Annotated in this window: 14 protein-coding genes; 7 read left to right on the forward strand and 7 right to left on the reverse strand. The window is 66.1% G+C overall.

Annotation, left to right across the window (positions count from 1 at the left end; all coding sequences use genetic code 11):
* From EF294_RS01140 to EF294_RS01170, 7 genes are all read right to left on the reverse strand, one after another.
* Complete coding sequence (locus tag EF294_RS01140; RefSeq protein WP_123925179.1) at positions 1–1,548, reverse strand: acyl-CoA synthetase; 1,548 nt, start codon at positions 1,546–1,548, stop codon at positions 1–3.
* Between the two features lie 898 nt (positions 1,549–2,446).
* Entirely contained in the window at positions 2,447–3,481 is a 1,035-nt protein-coding gene (locus EF294_RS01145; protein ID WP_123925180.1) for a 3-oxoacyl-ACP synthase III family protein, read from the reverse strand.
* On the reverse strand, positions 3,478–4,143 hold the full coding sequence (locus EF294_RS01150; RefSeq protein ID WP_123925181.1) for an SRPBCC family protein: 666 nt from the start codon (positions 4,141–4,143) through the stop codon (positions 3,478–3,480). The genes EF294_RS01145 and EF294_RS01150 overlap by 4 nt, the downstream gene beginning before the upstream one ends.
* Positions 4,140–4,544 carry a hypothetical protein gene (locus EF294_RS21735; protein WP_246007596.1) on the reverse strand — a complete coding sequence of 135 codons (405 nt, stop codon included), beginning with the start codon at positions 4,542–4,544 and terminating at the stop codon, positions 4,140–4,142. Before EF294_RS21735 ends, EF294_RS01150 begins: the two co-directional genes overlap by 4 nt.
* Positions 4,545–4,549: 5 nt before the next feature.
* Positions 4,550–6,196 (reverse strand): GMC oxidoreductase, encoded by a 1,647-nt coding sequence (locus EF294_RS01160; RefSeq protein ID WP_185090892.1) that lies wholly within the window; start codon positions 6,194–6,196, stop codon positions 4,550–4,552.
* Positions 6,197–6,257: 61 nt separating this feature from the next.
* Positions 6,258–6,860 carry a TetR/AcrR family transcriptional regulator gene (locus EF294_RS01165; protein ID WP_123925182.1) on the reverse strand — a complete coding sequence of 201 codons (603 nt, stop codon included), beginning with the start codon at positions 6,858–6,860 and terminating at the stop codon, positions 6,258–6,260.
* A gap of 30 nt (positions 6,861–6,890) precedes the next feature.
* A complete protein-coding gene (locus tag EF294_RS01170; protein WP_123925183.1) occupies positions 6,891–9,692 on the reverse strand; it encodes an aconitate hydratase in 2,802 nt (933 codons plus the stop codon).
* 422 nt (positions 9,693–10,114) lie between these two features.
* Between EF294_RS01170 and EF294_RS01175 the strand changes: the two genes are divergently transcribed.
* The 7 genes from EF294_RS01175 to inhA all read left to right on the forward strand — a co-directional run bounded on the left by EF294_RS01175 (position 10,115) and on the right by inhA (position 17,740).
* Positions 10,115–10,789, forward strand: coding sequence for an Rv1476 family membrane protein (locus tag EF294_RS01175; RefSeq protein ID WP_185090893.1), 675 nt, complete (start codon positions 10,115–10,117; stop codon positions 10,787–10,789).
* A gap of 383 nt (positions 10,790–11,172) precedes the next feature.
* Complete coding sequence (locus tag EF294_RS01180) at positions 11,173–12,702, forward strand: NlpC/P60 family protein (RefSeq protein ID WP_123925185.1); 1,530 nt, start codon at positions 11,173–11,175, stop codon at positions 12,700–12,702.
* 156 nt (positions 12,703–12,858) lie between these two features.
* Complete coding sequence (locus tag EF294_RS01185; RefSeq protein ID WP_123925186.1) at positions 12,859–14,094, forward strand: AAA family ATPase; 1,236 nt, start codon at positions 12,859–12,861, stop codon at positions 14,092–14,094.
* Entirely contained in the window at positions 14,081–15,013 is a 933-nt protein-coding gene (locus tag EF294_RS01190; RefSeq protein ID WP_123925187.1) for a DUF58 domain-containing protein, read from the forward strand. Before EF294_RS01185 ends, EF294_RS01190 begins: the two co-directional genes overlap by 14 nt.
* 7 nt (positions 15,014–15,020) lie before the next feature.
* A complete protein-coding gene (locus EF294_RS01195) occupies positions 15,021–15,998 on the forward strand; it encodes a VWA domain-containing protein (RefSeq protein WP_123925188.1) in 978 nt (325 codons plus the stop codon).
* Between the two features lie 91 nt (positions 15,999–16,089).
* Complete coding sequence (gene fabG1 / locus EF294_RS01200; RefSeq protein ID WP_123925189.1) at positions 16,090–16,833, forward strand: 3-oxoacyl-ACP reductase FabG1; 744 nt, start codon at positions 16,090–16,092, stop codon at positions 16,831–16,833.
* Between the two features lie 73 nt (positions 16,834–16,906).
* Entirely contained in the window at positions 16,907–17,740 is an 834-nt protein-coding gene (gene inhA, locus EF294_RS01205) for an NADH-dependent enoyl-ACP reductase InhA (RefSeq protein ID WP_123925190.1), read from the forward strand.

Raw genomic sequence — 17,740 nt, forward strand, 5'->3', positions numbered from 1 at the left:
TCAGACGTTCGAGGGCCAATACGCCTTGCGGAGAATGCCTTTCACGAGTTTGCCGGTGGGGGTCCGGGGGAGTTCGTCGACGAAGTCGACCGATCGGGGCACCTTGTAACCCGCGATCTTCTCGCGGGTGAAGTCGAGTAACTCGGTTGCGAGCTCATCGGACGGTGAGAACTCGGGCGCGAGTTGGACACACGCCTTGGCGATCTCGCCGAGTTCGGGATCGGGGACGCCGATCACACCGGCATCGAACACTGCGGGATGGGTGACGAGGACGTTCTCGGCTTCCTGCGGGTAGATGTTGACCCCGCCGGAGATGATCATGAAGGCCTTGCGGTCGGTGAGGTAGAGGTAGCCGTCCTCGTCGACGAAGCCGACGTCGCCGGTGGTCGACCAGTTGTCGTGTGCGGGGTGCCGCGCTTGCGCGGTCTTCTCCGGGTCGTTGTGGTACTCGAAGACGGCCTCCTCGCGCTCGAAGTAGACCAGTCCGACCTCGCCGGTGGGCAGATCGTTGCCGTCCTCGTCGCAGATGTGCACCACGCCGAGTAGTGGCTTTCCCACCGAACCGGGATGATCCAGTGCCTCCTGGGGTCCGATGAACGTGGCTCCGGCCGACTCGGTGGAGGCGTAGTACTCGTGGACTACCGGGCCCCACCACTCGATCATGGCGCGCTTGACCTCGGCCGGGCAGGGCGCAGCGGCGTGAATGGCGACCTTCATGCTCGAGACGTCGTACCGGGAGCGGGCCTCTTCGGGCAATTTCAGCATGCGGATGAACATGGTGGGCACCCACTGGCTGTGGGTGACGTGGTAGGTGTCGATGAGTCGCAGCGCCTCTTCCGGATCGAAGCGGTCCATGAACACCACGGTGCCGCCCACCGAATTGGTGATTCCGCAATACCGCAGTGGCGCAGCGTGATACAGCGGCGCAGGGGAGAGGTAGACGGAGTTCTCGTCGAATGCGTACATCGGGGCGAACACCGCGGTGTAGGCGTCGGGGATCTCGTCGACCTGACCCTGCGGCAGTGGGGTCTGGATTCCCTTGGGCCGTCCGGTGGTTCCCGACGAGTAGAGCATGTCGGTGCCGCGCGGCTGGTCGGTTCGCGGCTGTGACGATGCGCTCGCGAGGACCTTCTCGTACGAGTCGAAGTCGGGCAGTTCGCCACCCCAGACGAGTCGGTGCCCGGGTGCGGCGAGGGCGGGGAGTTCACCCGCACGCTCGAGGGCGTGCGCCACCGAGGCCCCCGCAAAGACCACCTGCGTGTTGGAGTCGGAGAGAATGTAATTGGTCTCCTCGGCTGTCAGGTGATGGTTGATCGCGGTCACGTACATGCCGCTGCGCAGCGCTGCCCAGTAGACCTCGAAGATGTGCAGGTCGTTCTCGGAGACCACGGCGATTGCATCCCCGGGCTTGAGGCCGAGGGATTGGAGATGATTGGCCAGGCGAGTGGAGTTCTCGTCGAGTTCTCGGTAGGTCAACTGCTCGCTGGTCGAGGCGCGGATGACGGCGGGCTTGTCGGGGGTACGGGCGGCGAAGACTCCAGGGAACACGATCTCTCCTCATCGGCGATGACAACTGTCAGCAAGGTTATACCGAGCGCTCACTCGGTAAGGGAAATCTGTCCGGATGGCGCGAATCCGGTTATCGTCGTCACCTACCATTCGAGGTCCGCCTTCGGGGCGCGCCGGTGGAGCACGTCGACGGGGTCGAGGTGCCGCTGCTGCCACGAGCCCCGCTGATGCGTCTGTGTTGCTCGCCGATGGCGGAGGTGGTGCCGACGATCATTGACGATCTGTGGCACCAGAGCCCGCCACGGAAGATCGCGGGAACCCCGCAGTCTCACGTGTCGACACGTCGCGGCGTTCTCGAGTCGGCTGACGCACAGAAGTCGCCGGAAGCGTTCCCCACCGGAAGCGGTCACCGTTTCGTTCATCCCTGGCGATGCGGTGGATGCCAATATCTATGCCGGACAAGCGCAGCGTGAGAACCCGCTGCACGAGTCCGGTGGCGCCGAGGTGCACGCTGTCGACGACCAACCTCGCCGCGACGGGTGCCAGTGGCGACCACGAGTCGGTCTTCGCCGAGTTGTCCGCCCTCCTGCGTGCCGATCCGCTGTGGGAGATGCGCTGTGGGAGATGCGCTGTGGGAGATGCGCTGGGAACAGCTCGCTTCGACGCAGTACGGGCGCGGGTCGGCAGGCGCAGCCAGTGGAGAAGCCTGCGGACTGCGCGCGGCGTGCCCGCCGACATCGAGGGGGTCACCGAGCATCCGGGCGACCGTCGGCGTGAAACGGCGTCGTGTGCAGGCCGCCCGATCACATCGGGTGGGGAGTGCGAATCCGTCGAAGGTCGTTGCGGAAGTAGCGATGGCCGGTGTCGGACACCGCCGCGATCGCCATCACCACCGAAGACGGGGGCGGCAGGTGTGACTCGTTGAGATCGCGGCGGATCACGAGCGGCCCGACCACCGCACGGCGGTCGCGGCGGCGAAATCGCCGGCGTGAGCGAAGGCCGCCATCATGATCACATCCGAGTCGCGTAGGCGGCCACTGTCGATCAGTGCGTCGAGTGTCATCGGGATGCCCACGGCGAACAGGTTGCCGCACTCATCGAAGGTGTCGGGATGCCGCTCGGCCGGAAGTTCCAGAGCTTCACGCCAATTGCGTAGAAAAATCCGGTTGGGTTGGTTGGTGATCAACCAGTCGAGATCGCGGGGCCGGATGTCGATGGCCGTGGCAGCATCGATCGTCACCTCAGGGACGAGCCGATTGCCTCGAGTGAGCACCTTGGTGATCTTGGACTCGGTGAAGCCGACGTGGATCTGCCCGGGTCCCGATTCCCAATACTTGCGGGCCGGTTCGGACACCGCGGTCATGTCCGCCGAATACTCACCGTACGAGCGGCACAGCGTGGTCAGTATTGGATTGGCACCGTCGCCGAGCATCAGGGTCGCGACCGCCGCGCCGTCGCCGGGGATGGCGGCCTGCGCCTTGGTGCGTACCTGCTCCTGGGTGAAGATCTGTCCGGCACTGTTCTGGGCCAGGGCGAGCAGTGCTGTGCCACCGCCGCGGGCGCGCAGCAGCGCTCCGCCGACCTCAATCATGTGCAGGAACGCCGCGCATCCACCGTTGTGCACATCGAGGACCGTGGCGGGGTGCAGCCCCAGACGGTGGGCCAGTTCGCCCGCGCATCCGCGTACCGGAACCTCGGGCAGTTGGCTGTGGGTCACCACGATGTCGACGTCGTCGAGATGACCGGCGCCGTGACGCGCGATGAGGCGTTGTGCCGCAGCCACCATCATGTCGGCGTTGGACTCGTCGGCCCCGGCGTGATGGCGATGGGCCGGTGCGCGGAACATGACGTTGTCGGCGAGCTCGTCATCCTGCGCGAACTGCGCGAAATAGGCAGCCGATACCCGATTCTCGGGTCGATAGGTGGCGATGTCGCCCAGGCACAGTCCGCCGGGGAGGTCGGCGGCGATCATGAGGTCATCCACTCCGGGGTCAGCGGCAGGCCGATGCGATGGCGGTGTTCGGCAATGGCGGTCAGGTTGTCGAGTTCGATCTGGTGGCCGGCGGCAAACATGTCCCACAGATCGCCGACCCACTCCTCGCGACCGGCCGGAACGGTGTCGGGGAAGGGGTTGCGGTCGTAGAACGGATGCCGGCAATTTGTCCACAGCACGACTGATCCCGGCCGGTTCAGCACGAGTTGAGCGTCGACGACCCGCATCAGATAGATCATCCACAGGTGATCGGGTTGGTCCCAGGCACAGTGGTAGTCGACGGTCATCGCGCCTGGGTCGGCGATGGTGCGGACATAGATGGCGGTGTCGGTGTTGAGGCGGTCGGTACCGACCCACAGCTCGGCGGTCTCGGTTTGGCGCAGATCCCTTGTGCTGTAGGTCCATTCCTCCAGCGACCTGGTGTCGCAGAGCCACTCGAACAGCTCTCGCGGAGGTGCGTCGACGTATCCGTGCACGGTGCAGAACTCGCCATAGATCTGATCGTGCGGATACACCGACCGCACCCGGTCGACAATCATCGGGGTGCTCTGTGCACGCGAATGCGTCTCGACCCGGATGACGCCGGGTAATGGCTCGGAGGGATCGAGGTCGGAGAGAGCGCCGGTGGGATCGGTGGTCATCGGAGTCCTCTGGCTAGTGGATGACACGGCGGGGTCGCGTCGGGATCGGTGTCGACGACGAGGCACGCGGGACCGGGCCGGGTGAGTACGTCACTGGTGGCGGCGTCGAGGTCGCGCGGATCGGTGACCCTCCGAACCCGCAGGTCGGGAAACATCGCTGCGAGACCGACGGCGATGTCGGTGGGACCGAAGGCGTTGAGCCCCGGCGTGTCCGGGGAGCACATCTGTGTCCGGGTGCCACACATGCCGTGGCCAGAACGCGTCAGGCCGACGCGAACGGCCGCGTCGAAGAGTTCCTCGATGTTCGCCTCGCGCACGCCGAAGGTCGACGTGATTCCTGCGGCGTGCAGGCGCTCGACGATGTGGTCGGCGACCTTGGGGTCCCGACATCGAGTGGTCATTGCGGTCAGCGGGTGCTCAGGAAACGATCCAAGGTGCGTTCGGCGAGTGCGGTGATGGTCAACGACGGATTGACCAATCCCACCGCGCCCGGCGCGAACGAGCCGTCGACGACATAGAGGTTGTCATAACCGCGGATGCGGCCGTCGGCGTCGGCGGCCTGCCCGACAACGACCCCGCCGAGCCCGTGGAATGTTGCGCCGGAACCGAATCCGGAGCGCCGGTCGTAGATCGGGATGCCGTTTGCCGGGTGGCCGAACCGCGTCTCGGTCCGCTCATGGAAATGCTGGGCGAAGGCGATCGCCTGCCGGTCCAGGACGCTGGAACCTTCGGCGTACGGGTAGTTCAGCTGCGTCGCGCCGGTGGAGTGGTCGTAGTCAATGGTGCCGCGCTCGTCGGTGAGCACCTGGATCAGGTGCGTGGTCGCCAACGAGCCCGCTGGTGCGGGGAAGGGGCTGGCCTGATAGATCATCGTGGCCGGTCCACCGGGCATCCGGTCCTCACGGATGCGGGCATAGCCAGGACCGCCCTGGATCGGCCCGTGCTGGTCACGGAGCGCGGTGCGCACGATCAGGAAGTCGCCGTTGCCGCCGAAGCCGTTGCCAATCTTGGGTGACAGCCGGGAGAGCGTGCCCTGTGCGCGGGCCCGCACCAACAGCGAGGTGGTGTGGTAGGAGCCGGCGGCCATGAAGAGGTAATCCGCTTCGGCGGTCACGATCCGCACCGTGCGCCGCGCGTCATCGATCAGTCGGGCCCGCACGACATAACCGGGCCGCCGTGAGCGTTCCCGGATCTCGAAGACCTCGTGCATGGGTTTGATCGTCACAAATCCGGTCCGCTCGGCGGCCGGCAGGTAGTTGTGATCGACGGAGTTCTTGGCGCCGCTGTTGACGCCGTAGGACAAATCGCCGATCGAGACGCCGGGCTTGGCGCGTCCGGCAAGCTCGGCGCGCACCCGATCCCAGTCGATGGCGTACTCCACGAATTGCGGTGCGATTCCGTATCGTTCGAGGATTTTCAACCAGGAACGCGCGCCCACGTAATTGGGGTGGGCGAGGATGTCGTCGGGTAGGCCCGAGGTGTTCAACATCTTCCGGGCGCGGGGGAAATACTCGGCGGCGAGTTCGTCGTAGCCCATTCCACCGGGGAAAACGGTCTCGAAATCGGCCTTGTCGGGCTGGAGGGTGAACGCGCCGAACACCAGGGACCCGCCGCCGACGCCTGCGCCGTGCACCGACTCGATGCCGTTGCCGCGGATGGTGTCGAGAACGCCCGGATAACGCTGGGTGGGTACCCGGCCGACGCTCGAGATCCCGGCGGTGTCATCGAACCAGGCGGCGCGCCGGTCTGGCCGGTCGAAGGTCGCGAAGGTATTACCGTCGGGTCGGATCGGCCACCGCCGCCCCCGCTCGAACACCGTGGTCGTAATTCCGGCCTCGCCCAGACGAAGTGCGGCCACCGCACCGCCGAAGCCGCTTCCGATCACAATCGCGGTGGCGCCGCTAGTAGGGGCTCCAGGTGCGGCCGATGCCGGTGTCCCCGACGGGAAACCGAGGCCGGCGGGCCCGAGCACGGCGGCGCCGAGAGCCCCGGCCCCGGCGCCGCGCAGCAAGGATCGTCGGCTGATCGCAGCCGAAGGCGAATCTGAACGCATACTGTGAAGATAGCCACAAACTTCGGGTAGGCACACTTTTGCCAATCGAGGGTGATCTACATCACAGGGTGGTGTTGCTGGTGGAGTCCGCGGGAGCGCCCCGCGCCATGCGGACCGACTCCTCGACGAGGTCGAGTACATCGTGGAGATCGTCGGTGGGCTGACCGGTTGCCAGCCGGGTGATGAGACCGTCCAGCACGAGGTCGAGATATTTCACCAGGACCTCCGTGGGCACATCGTCACGAAGCCGGCCAGAGGCCCGCCCGCGTTCGAGTCGGGCGAGCGTGGCCTTCTCCACATCCGCCGAGTGTGACATCCAGGCATCACGAAAACTCTTGTCCGTCCGTAACTTTCGTGCGATCTCCAGGCGCGTGCCGAGCCAGTTGAAATCCTGCGGGCGGGCCAGAACATCGCGCATCACCTGCACGAGGCCCTGTTCGGCGGCCACGTCGGCCATGCGCTCGGCGTCCTCGGACGCCAATGCCAGGAACAGTGCTTCCTTGTCGCGGAAGTGGTGGAAGATCGCACCGCGGGACAGTCCCGTCGATTCCTCGATGCGTTTGACGGTGGCACCGTCGTATCCGTACTCGGCGAAACAATGCCGCGCGCCGTCGAGGATCTCCCGACGACGCGCGGCAAGTCGGTCATCGCTGACCTTGGGCACTTGAGTGCTCCTTGTTCTCGAGCGGGTGCCTCAGCCCTTGATCATGTTCCGCAGCACGTACTGCAGGATGCCGCCGTTGCGGTAATAGTCGGCCTCACCGGGGGTATCGATGCGCACCTTGGCGTCGAACTCGATCGCCGAGCCGTCCTCCTTGGTGGCCGTGACGTGCACGGTCTCCGGGGTGTTACCGGAGTTCAATGCCTCGATGCCGGTGATGTCGAACGTCTCAGTGCCGTCGAGCCCGAGTGACTTGTGCGACTCGCCCTCGGGGAACTGGAGCGGGATGACACCCATTCCGATCAGATTCGAGCGGTGGATGCGCTCGAAGCTCTCGGTGATGACGGCCTTGACGCCCAACAGGCGGGTGCCCTTGGCCGCCCAGTCACGCGAGCTGCCGGTGCCGTACTCCTTGCCGCCGAGGACCACCAGCGGGGTGCCCTGCGCGGCGTAATTCTGTGCGGCGTCGTAGATGAACGACTGCGGTCCGCCCTCCTGGGTGAAGTCGCGGGTGTAGCCGCCGGTGACGTCGACGAGCTGATTGGCCAGGCGGATGTTGCCGAAAGTCGAGCGGATCATCACCTCGTGGTTGCCACGACGGGCGCCCAGCGAGTTGTAATCCTTGCGTGCGACACCGTGCGCGTCGAGGTACTGCGCGGCCGGCGTACCCGGCTTGATGGTCGAGGCGGGGGAGATGTGGTCGGTCGTGACCGAATCACCCAGCTTGGCCAGCACACGAGCGCCCTTGATGTCGGTGACAGGCTCCGGCTCGGGGGTCATGCCCTCGAAGTAGGGGGGCTTGCGCACATAGGTCGACTCGTCGTCCCATTCGAAGGTCTTGCCGTCCGGGGTCGGCAGGTTCTGCCAGCGTTCGTCACCCTTGAACACGTCGGCGTAGTCCTCGGCGTATTGCTCGGCCGAGATGGAGCTCGCGATGGTCTCGGCGATCTCTTCGTTGGTCGGCCAGATGTCGGCGAGGAAGACGTCGTTTCCGTCCTGGTCCTGACCCAACGGATCGGACTCGAAATCGAAATCCATCGTTCCGGCCAGCGCGTAGGCGATGACCAGTGGCGGCGACGCGAGGTAGTTCATCTTGACGTCGGGGTTGATGCGGCCCTCGAAGTTGCGGTTGCCCGAGAGCACCGCGGTCGCCGTGAGGTCGTTGTCGTTGATCGCCTTGGAGATCTCCTCGGGCAGCGGGCCCGAGTTGCCGATGCAGGTGGTGCAGCCGTAGCCGACGAGGAAGAAGCCTAGCTTCTCCAGGTACGGCCACAGGCCCGCCTTGTCGTAGTACCCGGTCACGACCTGCGATCCGGGTGCCATCGAGGTCTTGACCCACGGCTTGGAGGTCAGGCCCTTGTCCACGGCCTTCTTCGCGAGCAGGCCCGCACCGAGCATCACCGACGGGTTGGAGGTGTTGGTGCAGCTGGTGATCGAGGCGATCGTGACGATGCCGTGGTCGAGGATCATCTTTCCGCGCTCGGCAGACTCCACCAACACCGGCTTCGAAGGTCGACCCTCGGCCCCCTTGGAGGCGTTGTGGGCGGTCTCGTCGGAGAACGACAGCTTGGCCGCGTCTGGGGCGGTCGAGGGCGAATCCGAGGCGGAGACGTTCTCCTCGTCGACACCGTTGAGCTGCGGGGTGTTGCCCTCTTCGACGTAGTTGTGGATGTCCTTGCGGAAAGCGTTCTTGGCGTCCCACAGCTCGATACGGTCCTGCGGGCGCTTGGGGCCCGCGATCGACGGGACGACAGTCGACAAGTCGAGCTCCATGTACTCCGAGTACTGGGCCTCCGGCGCGTCCTGCTCCAGCCACATGCCCTGTTCCTTGGCGTACGCCTCGACGAGCGCGAGTGTCTCGGCGGACCGGCCGGTGAGCTTGAGGTAGTTGATGGTCTCACCGTCGATCGGGAAGATCGCGCAGGTCGAACCGAATTCCGGGCTCATGTTGCCGATGGTGGCGCGGTTGGCCAGCGGCACCTCGGCGACGCCGTTGCCGTAGAACTCGACGAACTTGCCGACCACGCCGTGCTTACGCAGCATGTCGGTGATGGTCAGCACCACGTCGGTGGCGGTCACTCCGGGCTTGGCGGCACCGGTGAGTTTGAATCCGACGACACGGGGGATGAGCATCGAGACCGGCTGGCCGAGCATCGCGGCCTCCGCCTCGATTCCGCCGACGCCCCAGCCGAGGACGCCGAGGCCGTTCTCCATGGTGGTGTGTGAGTCGGTGCCGATGCAGGTGTCGGGGTAGGCGATCCCGTCGCGCACCATGACCGAACGGGCGAGGTGCTCGATGTTGACCTGGTGCACGATGCCGGTGCCCGGCGGCACGACGCGGAAATCGTCGAATGCGCGCTGACCCCAGCGGAGGAACTTGTAGCGCTCCTCGTTGCGCTGGTATTCGATCTCGACGTTGCGTTCGAGCGCCTGGGCGTTGCCGAAGGCCTCGATGATGACCGAGTGGTCGATGACCATCTCGGCGGGCGCGAGCGGGTTGACCTTCTCCGGGTCGCCGCCGAGTTCCTTGACGGCGTCGCGCATGGTCGTCAGGTCCACCACGCAGGGCACGCCGGTGAAATCCTGCATGATCACACGCGCGGGGGTGAACTGGATCTCGATGCTCGGCTCGGCCGAGGGATCCCACTGCGCGATCGCGTTGATGTGCTCGGTGGTGATGTTCGCGCCGTCCTCGGTGCGCAGCAGGTTCTCGGCGAGGACCTTGAGAGCGTAGGGAAGCTTGTCGGTGCCCTCGACCGCGCTGAGCCGGTAGATCTCGTAGGAGTTGTCGCCCACCTCGAGGGTGCCGCGCGCGCCGAACGAATTGATACTCACGTGTAATCCACTCTCCTCTGGCCGGCGGGCTGCGCCGGCGTGTGCGTGCTGTCCCGGGCGACGGTCTCCGGGACGGCTGCGTACTTCATCGGCGAACTGACCGGCTCGTCGACTCTGACCATCCACCCGACGGGCTGCGTCGGGGTCGTGCTCGATGCTTCATCCAGCGACGTTTCATCCAGCGACCGCGGGGTTTTCCGCGGTGACGTAATCCAGCCTAACAGTACGGTCGTACTGCTAACAAGGACCGTCCATCGGCGAGTGCGACCCGGACCCCCAGATGCTCACGACTCCCTCATTCTGTCGTACCGTTCTGATCGGGGTTCGGTGAGCATCCACCGACGAACGCACATTTAATGATCGCGAAACGTGGTGGCCACCGTGACCCGTGCGCGCCATCGAGGTTCGAGGAAGCGGAGACGATGAATCCTGGTCCGGTCACCGACGGCACCCAGATACTCGCCGCTCCTGCGCCGACCGTTCTCGCGGCGCCCGCCTCCGCGTATGACAGCCAGGGTGTCACTGCCACGACCGCCCCCGGTGGGGTCGACCTGACCGCTATCGCCGCCGACCTCCGCGACGATCACGTCTACAGCGAGGATCCCGCGCAGATCGGAGCCCTCAGGCAGGTGGTGGCGCATGCCCAGGCCGACGGTCACGACATTAATCTGGTGGTACTCAAGCAGCAGATGCCCACGTTCACGATGTATCGCGACATCGCCACCGAACTGCAGCAACATGTCGGCGGGACAGTACTGGTCTTCGGTCCCAATTCGGTGGGCAGTGCGTCGCCGGAGTTCAGTCGGGTCAACCTCGAAGACGCCACCGACAATCTGACGCTGTCGAATCCGCCGCAGGCCGCACAGCAAATGGTCGATGCGATCACCAAGCCCGGCGTCGACTGGACGCTGGTCACGATTGTGCTGATCGCCGTCGTCACGATCGGAGCGATCGTCGGCCGCGTCCGGAGTCTTCGGCGTCGGGACCGCGGTGCGCAGACGTCGGCAGCAGATTTCAGTCACGGCGTCGGTGAGGAACCCGCGGCGGACGTGACGTCGCCCTCCGGAGCTGCGCCCGGCTCGGGAAACGACTCTTAGGAAGGTCTGCGGGATCCTGCACACGGTGGCCGAGCTGTATCCGGCCGATCTTCGTCGCCGTTCTCGCGGACGGTCTCGGGATCCCCTGAAGGGTTGACGCTTCTGCGCCGGCATCCGTTGCCAATTCGATATCAACCCAACCTGTCGGACTTTGAGCAGTTCACAGCATCGGCGCAGGTAATCACGTCTTTGTAATTCGTTGCACCCGTTTTCTCCTGTGGCAAATGTGACGTACGGTTCCAATGTCACGTGTGGTGTACATGTCCATCAATGCGCCACATGTGATGCGTGTTGCATCGTCGGCGTCGTGCGCCGCGCGGGGTTGCAGACGCTGTTCGTGCCACGGATGACCACATCCGCTGACAGACGGCGAGGGAGTGCCAGTGAGGCGAGTGACCACAGGAGTGGGCCGCAGGGCGGCGCGCCGATGGGCGTCGTTGGCGACGGCGCTCGTCGCGGCGACCGTCGGCCTGGTTGCCGTGATGGGTCCGGCTGCGGCCGCACCGACCACCTCGCGCGCCCCGAGTTCGTCGGTATCGGCGCTGATCAATGAGATCGCCCAGGTCAACCAGAATCTCAGCGACCTCGACAGCGCGGTCGCCGCTCGGCAGGAGGCGGCCAACCACGCCGTCGTCGACTATCAGAACGCCGTCGCTGCACAGCGTCTCGCCGCCGTGGCCGCCGACGACGCCCAACAATCATTGGGTCGTGCCACCCGCGCCACCGAGTCCGCTCAACGTGCGTTCGACCAGTTCGTCCGGTCGGTCTATCGCACCGGGGGGAACGAGGGCACGCTGACCGAGTACCTCTCGTCGTCGGATCCGCAGAAGGTGCTCGACCGGGTCACCGTCATCAATCAACTCGGCCGCGACCAACAGCAGACCATCCGGCGCTTGCAGGTGGCGCGCAATCAGCAGGCCAACCAGGTGGCGGCACTACAGGCGACCAAGCGCCAGACCGCCTACGCGGCGCACAGCGCCCAGACCCGCCGCGACGATGCCCTTGCGGCGGTGTCGGCGGCTCGCGGCGCGATCGCCGACCAGCAACGCACACGAGCCACCCTGGTCCAGCAACGCAACATGGTCCAGTCCCAGCTCGACAAACTGCGTGGGACGGCGCGACCGACGCAGGTCGACGCCCCGGCTCCCGCGGATCTGCTGACCGGGTTGTTCCGCAATCTGCCCGGTCAGGCGCAGCCCGGCCCGGTGTCGATCAGCCCCACCCAGGCGGCCGGTGACAACGACGCCATGCAGGTCGCCGCCGAAGCTGCGGCTCGGCTGGCCCTTGATGTGACGCAGAAGGTCCTGTCCGGGCTCGTGGGCCAGCAACAGGTGCCGCATTCGCAATTGCTCGACGAACTCGGACTCGGCGGAGCGGGGCTGGGCAGCGACGGTGGAGACACACTCGGTGCGCGCCTGGGGACGGGCAGCCTTGGGCAGCTCTTCGGCAGCTCGGGCGGAGGTGGCGGGGTCGTCCGCCCGGGCCTGCGCGGCCCGCAGGCCGTCGAGATCGTCGTCAACCGCGCACTGTCGCAGTTGAACGTGCCCTACGCGTGGGGCGGCGGTGATGCCAATGGGCCGACCCAGGGCATCCGCGACGGCGGCGTGGCAGACAGCTACGGCGACTACAACAAGATCGGGTTCGACTGCTCGGGTCTGATGGTCTACGCCTTCGCCGGCGTCGGAATCGAGCTGCCGCACTACACCGGCTATCAGTACACGTCGGGGCCGCAGTTTCCATTGGCACAGATGCAGCGTGGCGACATGATCTTCTACGGCCCCAACGCCAGTGAGCACGTCGCCCTCTACCTCGGCGACGGAAAGATGGTCGAGGCGCCGCAGTCTGGCGATGTGGTGAAGGTGTCGCCGGTGCGTACCGACGGCGCGATGCCCAACGTCGTCCGCCTCCTCTGAGCAAGGTGGGGCTGCGGGCTCTTGGTCGTCATCCGACGCACCGGCGTCGGCGACGCCCGCGCCCTTCGTGGCATGTTCTCAGTCGGCGCCGCTAGGCTGGCAACGACGCGAGCGGGGTAGCGCCGTCGCCGGATCAGCAACGACAGGAGCAAAGGGTTGACCTCACATTCCACGGTCGAGTCGACGCCGCCGGGGGCCGGCGCTGCGGGCTTCGAACTGAGCGACGCCGACGTCAAGCTGGTGGAACGGGCGATCTACGAGGTCAAGCGGGTCATCGTCGGTCAGGACCAGCTCGTCGAACGCATTCTCGTGGGCCTGCTCGCCCGCGGCCACATTCTGCTCGAGGGTGTTCCCGGAGTCGCCAAGACCCTCGCGGTCGAGACCTTCGCCAAGGTGATCGGCGGCAGTTTCTCCCGGGTCCAGTTCACCCCCGACCTCGTCCCGACCGACCTCATCGGCACACGGATCTATCGCCAGGGACGCGAGGAGTTCGACACCGAACTCGGTCCCGTGGTCGCGAACTTCCTGCTCGCCGACGAGATCAATCGCGCGCCCGCCAAGGTCCAGTCGGCACTGCTCGAGGTGATGGCCGAGCGGCACGTCTCGATCGGTGGAACGACCTATCCGATGCCTGATCCGTTCCTGGTCATGGCGACCCAGAATCCGATCGAGAACGAGGGCGTCTACCCCCTGCCCGAGGCGCAGCGCGACCGGTTCCTGTTCAAGGTGCTCGTCGACTATCCGTCGGTGGAGGAAGAACGCGAGATCGTTTATCGGATGGGCAATGTCGCCCCCGAGGCGTCGCAGATCCTCGATCCCGCGGCGACCATCCGGCTGCAGCGGACCGCCGCCAACGTCTTCGTGCACCACGCCCTGGTCGACTACGTCGTACGTGTCATCAACGCCACGCGCCGCCCGGCCGACCTCGGACTGACCGATGCCGGGCGCTGGCTCTCCTACGGCGCCTCGCCGCGCGCGACCCTCGGTATCGTCGCCGCAGCCCGGGCACTGGCGCTCGTGCGCGGTCGCGACTACGTCATCCCGCAGGACATCGTCGAGATCATCCCGGATGTGCTGCGGCACCGTCTGGTCCTCAGCTACGACGCGCTGGCCGACGAGATCACCGCGGACACGGTGATCACGCGCATTCTGCAGACCGTCGGTCTGCCGCAGGTCGGCGCACAACCGATGGCCGCCCCGTACCCGTCCGACCTGCAACCGGGACTTCAGCAACCCGGACCCCAGCAGCCCGGACCCCAGCAGCCGGGTCATGAGCACGCCAACCCGCCGGAACCGCAGGTCGGTGCACCGTCGAGCGTTGGTCAGCAGATCACTGCCCAGAATGGTCTGCATGTACCCAACCAGGCGACCGCGAACTATGGCGGCCAATAGCGATCTGCCGTCGCTCGGGGCGGGATTGCTCGAGGAGCCGCAGCTCACTGCGGCGCTGAAGACGCTCGAGATCGCGGTGCGGCGCAAACTCGATGGTGTGCTGCAGGGCGAGCACCTCGGCCTCATCCCCGGGCCCGGTTCGGAGCCTGGGGAGGCGCGGCCTTATCAGCCCGGCGATGACATCCGCCGCATGGAATGGTCAGTGACCGCACGCACCACGCAGCCGCACGTTCGTCAGATGGTCGCCGACCGCGAGCTCGAGACGTGGCTCGTGGTCGACGCCTCGGCGAGCCTCGACTTCGGCACCGTCAACTGCACCAAACGGGAACTAGCGGTCGCGGCGGCGGCCGCGATCGTCCATCTGACCTCCGGTGGCGGCAACAGGCACGGGGCGATCGTGGTGACCGGTGACCAGGTCGTGCGCGTCCCGGCGCGGGCCGGACGAGTGCACGCGCAACAGGTGTTGACAACGATCGCCACCACCACCCGCGGCGCTCCCGGTGTCCGTGGCGACCTCGACGCGGGTATCGAGGCGCTCCGTCGTCCGCAACGACGCCATGGTCTGGCCGTGGTGATCAGTGATTTCCTCGGACCGATCACGTGGGAGCGGTCCCTGCGGGCGATTGCGGCCCACCATGACCTCCTTGCCGTCGAGGTACTCGATCCGCGCGATGTGGAACTGCCACCGATCGGTGAGGTGCGCCTGGCCGACGCCGAGTCCGGCGAGGTGCGTGAGGTGACCATCACCGACCGCCTCCGCCACGATTTCTCGGTGGCGGCCCAGGCACATCAGGACAAGGTTGCACGCACCGTCCGCACTTGCGGCGGTCCGGTGTTGTCGCTGCGTACCGACCGGGACTGGCTCACCGACGTCGTGAAATTCGTCGGTCGCCGCCGCCGCGCGGCCGGGGTCCGGTGATCACGGAGTGTTCTCCAACCCCTGGTGGCTGTTGCTCGCCCTGCTGGTGGCCGTCGTCGTCGCCTGCTACGTCTACATCCTCCGGACTCGTCGCAGGCGAACCCTACAGTTCGCCAACACCGAGGTCCTCGATCGGGTCACCGCGCCTGACGGTCGCTGGACACGATGGGCCCGGCACGCCCCGATCGCCCTATTGATCGTCGCATTGCTCCTACTTGTCGTCGCCGCGGCCGGACCGCAGGCCGATCGAAAGGTGCCGCGCAACAAGGCCACCGTCATGCTGGTGATGGACGTGTCGAAATCCATGGAGTCCACCGACGTCGCGCCGACCCGGCTCAAGGCGGCGCAGGCCGCGGCGAAGAAGTTCGCCGACGATCTCACCGACGGCATCAACCTGGGCCTGATCTCGTTCGCCGGGACGGCGTCGAACCTGGTCACGCCCACACCGGATCACGGCGCGACCAAAGCTGCCGTCGATAAGCTGCAACTTGCCACCAAGACCGCTACCGGCGAGGGCATCTTCGCCGCCATCCAGCAGATTCAGACGCTCAACGCCGTCCTCGGCGGTGACTCCGGCGCGCCACCGGCACGCATCGTGTTGCTCTCCGATGGCAAGGAGACAGTGCCCGACGACCCGGACGACCCGCGTGGCGCCTTCACCGCGGCCCGTAAGGCCAAGGAGGAGAAGATCCCGGTGTCCACGATCTCCTTCGGTACCGCGGCCGGCGTCGTGAATCTCGACGGCGATCAGGTACCGGTGCCTGTTGACGATGACACCCTGCGTCAGATCGCCAACCTCTCCGGCGGCCGGTTCTTCACCGCGTCGACTCTTGACGAGCTCAACAAGGTCTACGAATCGCTGCAGAAGGATATCGGCTATGAGATCCGTAGGGGCGACAACTCGCGACCCTGGATCATTTCCGGCACGATCCTCGCGATCGCCGCGGTCATCGGTTCGCTGGTCATCAACCAACGTCTGCCGTAGTCGGTGCACCGGCGGAGTCGTCGGTGTGTGCGTGCGCGCCCAGGGCAGACCTGACGGCACGTGCCGCCGATCCAACCGATAGGTTTGGCGCATGGCTGATAGCAACGAAACGACCGACGCCGGTCGGGTCTCACGATCGGTACTGGTCACCGGCGGCAACCGTGGAATCGGTCTGGCCGTCGCCAAGCGACTTCTCGCCGACGGGCACAAGGTCGCGGTGACCCATCGCGGTTCCGGGGTGCCCGACGGGCTGTTCGGGGTCGTCTGCGATGTGACCGACACCGAATCGGTGGACCGGGCGTTCGCCGAGATCGCCGAGCACCAGGGGCCCGTCGAGGTGGTTGTGTCCAACGCCGGCATCAACGAGGACACGCTGCTCATGCGGATGAGCGTGGAGAGCTTCGAGAAGGTCATCAACGCCAACCTGACCGGGGCGTTCCGGGTGACCAAGGCGGCCACCCGGGACATGCTGCGTAAGCGGTGGGGACGATTCATCTACCTCGGCTCGGTCGTCGGTCTGATGGGTACTCCCGGCCAGGCCAACTACGCCTCGTCGAAGGCCGGTGTGATCGGGCTCGCCCGGTCGGTGACCCGCGAACTCGGCGGCCGCAACATCACCGCCAACGTCGTCGCACCCGGGCTCATCGACACCGACATGACCCGAGCGCTGCCCGAGGAGTACACCAAGACCGCGGTGGATCAGGCGATCCCGGCCAAACGGATGGGACAGCCCGAGGAGGTTGCCGCGGTGGTGTCGTTCCTGGCCTCCGACGACTCGTCCTATGTCACCGGCAACGTGATCAACGTCGACGGTGGCCTCGGCATGGGCCACTAGACTTGTTAGATCCGTTCTCCCGCCATCGATTTTCTCCATTCCCCCGACCCCGCACAGCAGAGGAGTTCTCGCCGTGAGCGGAATCCTGGACGGCAAGACCGTCCTCGTCACCGGCATCATCACCGATGCCTCCATCGCTTTCCATACCGCCAAGGTCGCCCAGGAGCAGGGCGCTAAGGTCATCATCACCGGGATCCCAGAGCGGTTGCGGCTGATCGACCGCATTGCCAAGCGGCTACCGCAGGAGGTGCCGGCGGCGATCCCGCTCGACGTCACCGACGAGGAGTCGCTCGCCGCTCTCGCGGACAAGGTCGGTGAACTCGCGCCCGAGGGGGTCGACGGAGTGGTGCACTCCATCGCTTTCGCTCCCAAAACGCTGATGGGTCCCGACGCCGTGCCGTTCCTCGACGGCCCGGGCCCCGATGTGTCCAGGGCCTTCGAGATCTCGGCATGGAGTTATGCGTCGCTCGCGCGCGCGGTGCTGCCGGTGATGAACGAACGTGGCTCGATCGTCGGCATGGACTTCGATCCGCGGACCGCGATGCCCGACTACAACTGGATGGGTGTGGCCAAGGCCGCCCTGGAGTCGGTGAACCGTTACGTGGCGCGCGAGGTCGGCTACGCCAAGCGGATCCGGTCCAACCTGGTGGCGGCCGGTCCCATCAAAACGCTTGCTGCCAAGGCGATTTCGGGGACAGCCACCGATGACGCCAAGAAGCTGAACATGCTCAACGAGTACTGGAACGGCGCGTCGCCGATCGGCTGGGACGTCAACGATCCGGGCGTGGTGGGCACCAGTGTGTGCGCCCTGCTCTCGGACTACCTGCCGGGCACCACCGGGTCGATCGTCTACGTCGACGGCGGGGCGAGCCACAACACCTGGTTCCCTGCGGACTTCATCAAGTGA

The sequence above is a fragment of the Gordonia oryzae genome (genome assembly GCF_003797185.1).
Taxonomy (GTDB): domain Bacteria; phylum Actinomycetota; class Actinomycetes; order Mycobacteriales; family Mycobacteriaceae; genus Gordonia; species Gordonia oryzae.

What these genes read in the sequence shown, in the direction of transcription:
- EF294_RS01150 (WP_123925181.1), bottom strand. Translation starts at nt 4,143, where the DNA reads ATGACCACCGATCCCACCGGCGCTCTCTCCGACCTCGATCCCTCCGAG.
- EF294_RS01160 (WP_185090892.1), bottom strand. Translation starts at nt 6,196, where the DNA reads ATGCGTTCAGATTCGCCTTCGGCTGCGATCAGCCGACGATCCTTGCTG.
- fabG1 (WP_123925189.1), top strand. Translation starts at nt 16,090, where the DNA reads ATGGCTGATAGCAACGAAACGACCGACGCCGGTCGGGTCTCACGATCG.
- EF294_RS01190 (WP_123925187.1), top strand. Translation starts at nt 14,081, where the DNA reads ATGGCGGCCAATAGCGATCTGCCGTCGCTCGGGGCGGGATTGCTCGAG.
- EF294_RS01175 (WP_185090893.1), top strand. Translation starts at nt 10,115, where the DNA reads ATGAATCCTGGTCCGGTCACCGACGGCACCCAGATACTCGCCGCTCCT.
- EF294_RS01145 (WP_123925180.1), bottom strand. Translation starts at nt 3,481, where the DNA reads ATGATCGCCGCCGACCTCCCCGGCGGACTGTGCCTGGGCGACATCGCC.
- EF294_RS21735 (WP_246007596.1), bottom strand. Translation starts at nt 4,544, where the DNA reads ATGACCACTCGATGTCGGGACCCCAAGGTCGCCGACCACATCGTCGAG.